Origin of the sequence: Pedobacter sp., assembly GCF_040513095.1 — a bacterium.
Classification (GTDB): Bacteria; Bacteroidota; Bacteroidia; order Sphingobacteriales; family Sphingobacteriaceae; genus Pedobacter.
Map to the genome: position 1 here is coordinate 1 of NZ_JBEVDX010000117.1, position 7,637 is coordinate 7,637.

At 42.6% G+C, this 7,637-nt stretch carries 6 protein-coding genes; 4 read left to right on the forward strand and 2 right to left on the reverse strand.

Going from position 1 to position 7,637, the window contains the following annotated elements; genetic code table 11:
* The 3 genes from ABWY16_RS13620 to ABWY16_RS13630 all read left to right on the forward strand — a co-directional run.
* Positions 1 to 1,602 (forward strand): SusC/RagA family TonB-linked outer membrane protein (locus tag ABWY16_RS13620; protein WP_353905193.1); only part of this gene is annotated, 1,602 nt, incomplete at its 5' end.
* A 104-nt stretch (positions 1,603 to 1,706) separates the two neighbouring features.
* Positions 1,707 to 3,416 (forward strand): RagB/SusD family nutrient uptake outer membrane protein, encoded by a 1,710-nt coding sequence (locus ABWY16_RS13625; protein WP_353905194.1) that lies wholly within the window; start codon positions 1,707 to 1,709, stop codon positions 3,414 to 3,416.
* Positions 3,417 to 3,665: 249 nt separating this feature from the next.
* Positions 3,666 to 4,862, forward strand: a complete 1,197-nt coding sequence (locus ABWY16_RS13630; protein ID WP_353905195.1) for a cytochrome c3 family protein — start codon at positions 3,666 to 3,668, stop codon at positions 4,860 to 4,862.
* Positions 4,863 to 4,927: 65 nt separating this feature from the next.
* Here ABWY16_RS13630 and ABWY16_RS13635 read toward each other — a convergent pair whose 3' ends face one another.
* Positions 4,928 to 5,293 carry a DUF4143 domain-containing protein gene (locus ABWY16_RS13635; RefSeq protein WP_353905196.1) on the reverse strand — a complete coding sequence of 122 codons (366 nt, stop codon included), beginning with the start codon at positions 5,291 to 5,293 and terminating at the stop codon, positions 4,928 to 4,930.
* Positions 5,290 to 6,096, reverse strand: a complete 807-nt coding sequence (locus tag ABWY16_RS13640) for an ATP-binding protein (protein ID WP_353905197.1) — start codon at positions 6,094 to 6,096, stop codon at positions 5,290 to 5,292. The genes ABWY16_RS13635 and ABWY16_RS13640 overlap by 4 nt, the downstream gene beginning before the upstream one ends.
* Before the next feature lie 468 nt (positions 6,097 to 6,564).
* Between ABWY16_RS13640 and ABWY16_RS13645 the strand changes: the two genes are divergently transcribed.
* A partial coding sequence (locus ABWY16_RS13645; protein ID WP_353905198.1) for an ATP-binding protein occupies positions 6,565 to 7,637 on the forward strand: 1,073 nt, incomplete at its 3' end.

Genomic DNA, 7,637 nt, shown 5'->3' on the forward strand with positions numbered 1-7,637 from the left:
GAGTGGACATGGACAAATACTTTGAACTATAAAAAGACTCTGGGTAAACATATATTCAGCGTTCTGGCTGGTACAGAAGCTATCCGCAACCGTAACAGACAGCTGAATGCCGGAAGGAACGACTTCTTCCTGCTGGGCAACCTGGATTATTACTACCTGAATGCAGGTGCGTCAAACATCAGCAACAGCAGTACCGGAACTGTGGGTTCGTTATTCTCGCTGTTTGCGAAAGCCGACTACTCATTTAACGACCGCTACCTCTTAAGTGCAACTATCCGCCGTGACGGTTCATCAAACTTTGGTGAAGACAACAAATACGGTTATTTCCCTGCAGTAAGTGGTGCATGGAGGATCTCGGAAGAAGATTTCATGAAAGACAACAAGATTTTCAGTGACTTGAAATTCCGCGTAGGTTACGGTCAAACCGGTAACCAGAGAATCCCTTCTTTCCAATATGTAAACAGGTTCCAGAGCGCCATCAACAGTGCCGGTTATCCTTTAGGTGGCGGTAACAGTGTGATCTCCGGAGTTTATCAGAATGCATACAGCAACCCGGCAGTAAAATGGGAATCGCTGAGCTCGGTGAACATTGGTTTGGATTTCACTGTTAAAGGTGGGGTCTTTGACGGATCGGTAGACTGGTACAACAAGAAAACATCTGATATGCTTTATCCGGTACCACTGCCTTCAACAGCTGTAGGTATGGGTACTTCTCCTTTTGTGAATGCCGGTGATATGAGCAACAAAGGGGTAGAGGTGAATTTAGGCTACCATGTGAACCGCAACAATGACAACCCTTTCAAACTTGACCTGGGCGTAAATTTCTCCAGAAATGTGAATAAAGTAGTGAAACTGGCTGACGGAATCACGAAACAGCCTTATGGTAACTTCAGAAGTTTAACTACTTCGATCTTACAGGCCGGACAGCCATTCGGAGCTTTCTACGGTTATAAAGTTGCCGGCATCTATCAAAATGCTGGCGATATTACAGGCAACCCATCGTACACTGGTGCAAGGGTAGGCGGTTTCAGATATCAGGATGTTGACGGCGATGGCGCAATCACTCCTAATGACAGAACAATTATAGGTAACCCTAATCCGGACTTCCTGTACTCACTGAGCGTAAACCTTGCCTATAAAAACTGGGATGTAGCGATGTTCTTTAACGGTGTGCAGGGTAACGATATCTATGAAGCTACACGTTATTTTACAGACTTCCCAACATTTGACGGTGCAAGAAGTACAAGGCTGCTGGATGCATGGAGCCCTACAAATACAGGCAGCATGATTCCTTCTCCTTATGTAGGGGTGTCTGACCTTGAATACGCGTCTTCGAGCTATTATGTTCAAAACGGAAGTTTCTTCAGAATGAAAAACCTGCAGATCGGTTATACTATACCAGTAAAAGCTTTAGGCACGAAACTGGGCATCAGCAAAGTGAGAATTTATGCAAGCGCGACCAACATCTTTACAGTAACTAAGTACACTGGCCTGGATCCTGAGATCAGCCAGGAGTCTGATACATTCTCGGTACCGGGATTAGACAGGGGTATCTACCCTTCTCCGCGTCAGTACCTGTTAGGTCTTAGTGTTGGTTTTTAATTTTAAATGATAAGAAAGATGGGAACCATCACCAGCATACCGCTTACAAATTGCATCATATGCTGATGATAGCTTCATAGCCTTAAAAAACAAATATATTGAACATGAAAAAGTATATATATATCTCGCTCATAGCTGTCCTTTGCACTGTATTGTCGTGCAAAAAGGATTTTATTCAGAGAAACCCGCAGGGTGAGCTGATCACAGAGAACCTGGTTTCACAGGATGGTGTGGAAGCATTGCTGACCGGCGCATACGGTTTGCTGAATGGTAACGTAAACGGAACATGGGGTAATTATGGTGCAGCACCAAGCCAGTGGTTATTTGGTGAAGTGGCATCTGATAATGCCCACAAAGGAAGTAGTAATGGTGACCAGCCAAACATGAACCTGATTGAGCAGCACTCGCCAACCAGTACAAATGATAACTTAGCCAACCTTTGGGACAGATGTTTTGAAGGTATCCAGCGCTGTAACAATACAATCAGGGTACTTAGCTCTTTACAGGCAGGACAGGGAAGCGTGAAATTTGACGATACCCGTGCAACACAGATCCAGGCCGAAGCAAGACTGCTGCGTGCCCACTACTATTTCTTCCTGGTAAGGGTATTTAAATCTGTTCCCCTAATCACAGAAACAACTACGGATGCTGCAGTAGACAATACTCCTGATATTTATCCTACGATTGTAGCAGACCTGACTTATTCGCTGGCTAACCTGCCTACAGCAAAACCTAAAGGACAGGTAGGCCGCGTGGATAAATATATTGCACAGGCTTACCTGGGTAAAGTATTGCTATACCAGAAAAAATATGCCGAAGCCTATACCCAGCTGAATGCTGTGATAGGTGCTAAAGCAGATCTGGTTACTATGCCATTTGCAGACAACTTTGATATTGAAAAGGAAAATGGACCTGAGTCGATTTTTGCAGTACAACATGCAGTAGGTGCTGATGGTACCGGTGGTGACAACGGAAACGTAGGTGATATGCTGAACTTCCCTTATGCGGTGGCATGCTGCGGATTTTACCAGCCTACAATTGATCTGGCAAATGCTTTTAAAGTTGATGCCGCAGGTTTACCATACCTGGACGGCTCTTACCGTACTAACCCTTATGTAGTTGATTTAGGCTTATCCGGAGCTGCTAAAACCAATTATACTGTACCAACTACACTGGCACTTGATCCGCGTATAGATTATACGATGGGCAGAAGAGGTGTGGATTACCGTAAAGGTTATGGTCCGATGCCAGGAGATGCATGGATCCGTGACGTGGGTAATGCTGGTCCGTTTGTGGTAGTTAAAAATGTACTGGACCAAACACAAATCACTGCTGGTACAGCGCCTGGATTAACGAATGTAACGGGATTAAACGTGAACCTGATACGCTTGAGTGATATTTACCTGATGGCTGCAGAATGTGCAGTTGAGACCGGCAATTTACCGAGGGCTTTGGAACTGGTAAACAAGGTGAGGGCACGTGCAGCATTGCTGCCGCCTAAAACTGTTGCGGGCGGTGGAGTTGCTGCAGCTTATAAGGTGAGTCCTTATCCAGCTTTTCCAAGTCCGGATTATGCAAGAAACGCTGTGAGGATGGAGCGCAGGCTTGAGCTGGCAATGGAAGGCCACCGTTTCTTTGACCTGGTGCGCTGGGGGATTGCCAAACAAACTCTGGAAAGCTATTTCAACTTTGAAGGTGGATATTTCAGCTACCTGAAAGGAATCTCAATTGAAGCCAGGGACGATTATTTCCCTCTCCCTCAGGATCAGATTGACAGAAGTAAAGGTGTGCTTAAACAAAGTCCCGGTTACTAGAATTTCTTGAATACCTCTCTATATATGCCCTCGGCCAGTTGATTCAACTGTCTGAGGGCTTTTTTAATTCAAGGATCAGTCCTCAGGTAATGATACTGTCTGCCGGTGTTAATGATGCTTCTGAGGGTTGTTTTATTACAGGATTACTCCTGTCTTTATTATTTGCTTCTCAGACCGATTTTCAGTTGCAGGCAGGAAAATTTTATTTACTTTAGGTTTGAATTGCCGATGCCAGCAACCAAATATTTTATGGGCCAGAGACGCTTACTTTTCATATTCCTGATTCTGGGTGTTTTCGTATTTGCTATTGTGCAGTGTACGCAGCAGCCCGATCGTAACGACAGTCGCGGACCGGCATATGCAGGCAGTGCCGCCTGTAAAAATTGTCACAAAGATTTATCCGAGTCATACACCCATAACGCACATTTCAACACGTCCAGAATGCTGACGAAGCCCAATTCTGCAGACAGCCTTAAACTGCCGGATGGGGAGTTCGTTTTTAACCAGCAAACAAAAGTTGGTGTTAAAAATCTTAATGATGGCCTTTACCAGTCGGCATTGGTGAATGGCCAGGAGCTGAAGAAGGAACACACAGATATGGTTTTTGGTGCAGGGATCAGTGCTTATACCTTTGCTTTCTGGTTTGGTAATAAGCTTATGCAAATGCCGCTGAACTATCTGACGAAAGAACATCAGTGGGTAAACAGCCCCGGTTTTCCAACTGATCAGATTTATTTTGGCCGGCCGATCATTGCGCGGTGCCTGGAGTGCCACAGTTCATTTGCAGATCACAAACTGGTTAAAGCCGGTGATTTTGGGGTGGAAGAAGAATTTGTTAAAGGTTCCATCATCGCGGGTATCGACTGTGAACGCTGTCACGGTCCGGCGGCACAGCATGTAGAATTTCATGAAGCCAACCCGACAGTAAAAAAAGCGAATTACATGGTAAGTTACAAAGCGCTTGCCCTTACGAGAAGGATAGATATGTGCGGCGTTTGCCATTCCGGAACAGGAATAAAAACTCTGAGTTCGACATTTGCTTTTAAGCCCGGTGACACGCTGAAAACGCTGCCTCAATACAACGTTTACAGGGGCGAGGATCCGGATGTACATGGGAAACAGAAACAGTTACTCGAAGCAAGCCTTTGTTATAAAGTGGGCAAGGCTGAATGTATCACCTGCCATGATGTTCATGATAATACTAAAGTAAGCGTACAGATCTATTCCAATAAATGCATGAGCTGCCACAAAGATGTTGTGCACAAAACCCTGCCGGAGAAAAACTTTGCAGTACTGGCAAAGAACTGCATCGATTGCCATATGCCACTGAAAGAATCACATGCTATAGGTTTTCAAATGAGCGGAAGTCAGCAGAAGATTCCTTACAAGTTAAGGACACACAGAATTGCGGTTTACACTGAGCTGCTGAGCGGCGCTGTTAAATAGCTATGCTATGCCCCCACTCTTATTCTATTATTATTTACCTCACAAACTAATTATAAATACAAGAATTACAAGGCATTTAATACTTTTGCCAAAAAAATCTGCAAGCCACAAACCGTAGTCTTTTCATCCAATGTATATTGCTTATCGCCCGGTGTGATCACAAATGCTTTATTGATCTTGAGATCATCTAACACATTGTAAAATCCTTTAGAAAGAGAAGGAGCCGTTGCGTACTTAATTTCAACCGCGGCTACCGGCTTCAGTCCATCCACTAATATGAGATCACATTCGGCACCGTGCTGCGTGCGGTAATAATACATTTCCAGATGACGGGGCTTCAACTGATAGATCTGTTCAATAACATAACCCTCCCAGGATGCACCGACAATCAGGTTTAATGGCAGCTCAGCGCTACTTTTAATCCGGTTCAACTGATGTAGTAACCCACTGTCCCTGATATAAACTTAGGCGCCTTTACCACACGCTTATTCACATTAACATACCATGCTGGTAGCTGCCGGATCATGAAAGCCCCTTCCATAAAATCCAGGTACCTTTTTATAGTAGTGCTACTCACTCCCAATGCTCTCGCATAATTCTCCGCAGTCCATATACTTCCGGTGTTTGCAGCCAGCATATACCAAAAGTTACGAATTAGAACTTCCGAAAGATTAACTCCAAAAAGCAGACTGAGATCACGTTCGATATATGCCCTGATAAAGTTTTCCGCCCACAGTGAAAACTGCTGATCAGTAGCACTTGTCAGCGCAGTTGGAAAGCCGCCCCTAAACCAATGCTGCTCCTGAGATATTTCACTTTCGACTGCTTCCAATAAATTCACTGGGGACATCTCTACAAATGCAATACGACCTGCCAGAGATTCAGAAACACCTTTGACCAGCGCTGGTGATGCGGACCCGGTAAGAATAAACCTGCCTGCTGTTCTTTGCTGATCTATAACAGGACGTAACTGACGGAACAGATCTGGTACGCGCTGAACTTCGTCTAATACTATACAGGCATTTTTGTATTGTTCAAATAAAAACGCAGGATTTTGCATGCGCGAAATATCATCGTCATTCTCAAGATCAAAATGAACAAACTCTCCAATCTTACCAGCTAAAAGTTCACGTGTAAGTGTTGTTTTACCAACTTGCCTGGGACCTAATAAAGCAACCGCCGGAAACGTACCGAGAAGTACTGCTAATTCATCCTGAATTTTACGTTTGATCATTAATAAATATAACAACCAACCGAGTAATATTCAAATTGTATTTTAGATTTACTCGGTTAAGAAGCAAAAGCGACCTAATAAGCTGTTACAAATGCGTTACAAAATATCTCTCCCGACTGATCTTTTTGATCTTGCTCTTTTAGCTTTTTCAACAATTAACATCTTACCAACAGCTTTATTCACACTGTAAGATAATGAAAACCAGAATCCAACAAAAACAAGTGTTAACAACTCGATTTGACTTGTCAACACTGTGACTAAAATTGTTAATAACTAAGACGTGTAGTCGATTAGATATCCTTACATCAAGTTCCAAATGGTTTACCGGGATTATTAACGCCTGAAAGTTAATCTGAATAAATCAAAATTTTACTATTTGCAAGGTGCACCACTAAAATAGTAAAACTATTTTTAGTATAGACCTTTAAAATAGTTTTACTATTTTTGATACGGACTACTAAAATCGTTATGAATTTTTATAATCGCGCCATCTATAACACGCTGCTTAAGCATCTTGAAAAGAAGCAAATTACAGTATTGACAGGAATGAGGCGAACCGGAAAAACCACCCTGGTAAAGCAACTCATGAACGATTCTAAGATCAGACAGCAATATTACTTTGATTTAGAGCGTATGGATAACCGTTCTTTATTTTCTGAAGACAATTATGATGCTATCATTTACGCATTAACGCAACGCGGAGCGGATTTTCGGGAGAAAGTATTGATAGGAATAGATGAAATCCAATTGGTACCTAATCTCCCAAGTGTCCTTAAATACTTATATGATTCATATGATATCAAATTTATAATTACCGGTTCCAGTGCCTATTACATGAAAAATATGTTTTCGGAATCTTTGGCAGGACGCAAAAAACTTTTCGAAATTTATCCGCTTAGTTTTTCAGAATTGTTGTCTTTCAATGGAATAACAGTCCCGGAAATCCCGTTATCCAATGCAGGCAGGTTTGTGAAAGCTGAATATGAACGGCTCAAAGGACATTATGAAACATATATCAACTACGGAGGTTTTCCTGAAGTCGTGTTATCTCCGGCAATAGAGGATAAAAAAGATATGATCCAGGATATTATCAGTTCTTATATCAATTTTGATATAGCGCTGTTATCAGATATTAAAGATCCCTCCAATCTTTATAAATTGATAAAATTACTATCTGTAAGGATCGGCACAAAGCTGGATATTTCAAAACTTACCAGCATGACAGGCATATCGAGGGGAACAGTTGAAAACTACCTGGGTTTATTGGAACAGAGCTACCTTATCCGCATGATCCCAGTGTTATCAAACAGCCCCGACAGAGAGATTACCAAAGCACGAAAAATATACTTTCTGGATAATGGCATTGCATCAATATCAGCTGAGGCAGGAAGCGGAGCGCTGTTTGAGAATGCAGTTTTCAACCAATTACAAGTCAAGGGATCTATAGCTTATTATCAACTCAAATCTGGTAAAGAGATTGATTTTATCCTTAACAAAGAGGCTTGTTACGAAGTAAAGGAAACAGCTACAGAAAGTGATCT

Excerpts from the sequence above, each read along its gene's own strand:
- ABWY16_RS13625 (WP_353905194.1), top strand. The coding sequence starts at position 1,707 with ATGAAAAAGTATATATATATCTCGCTCATAGCTGTCCTTTGCACTGTA.
- ABWY16_RS13630 (WP_353905195.1), top strand. The coding sequence starts at position 3,666 with ATGGGCCAGAGACGCTTACTTTTCATATTCCTGATTCTGGGTGTTTTC.
- ABWY16_RS13640 (WP_353905197.1), bottom strand. The coding sequence starts at position 6,096 with ATGATCAAACGTAAAATTCAGGATGAATTAGCAGTACTTCTCGGTACG.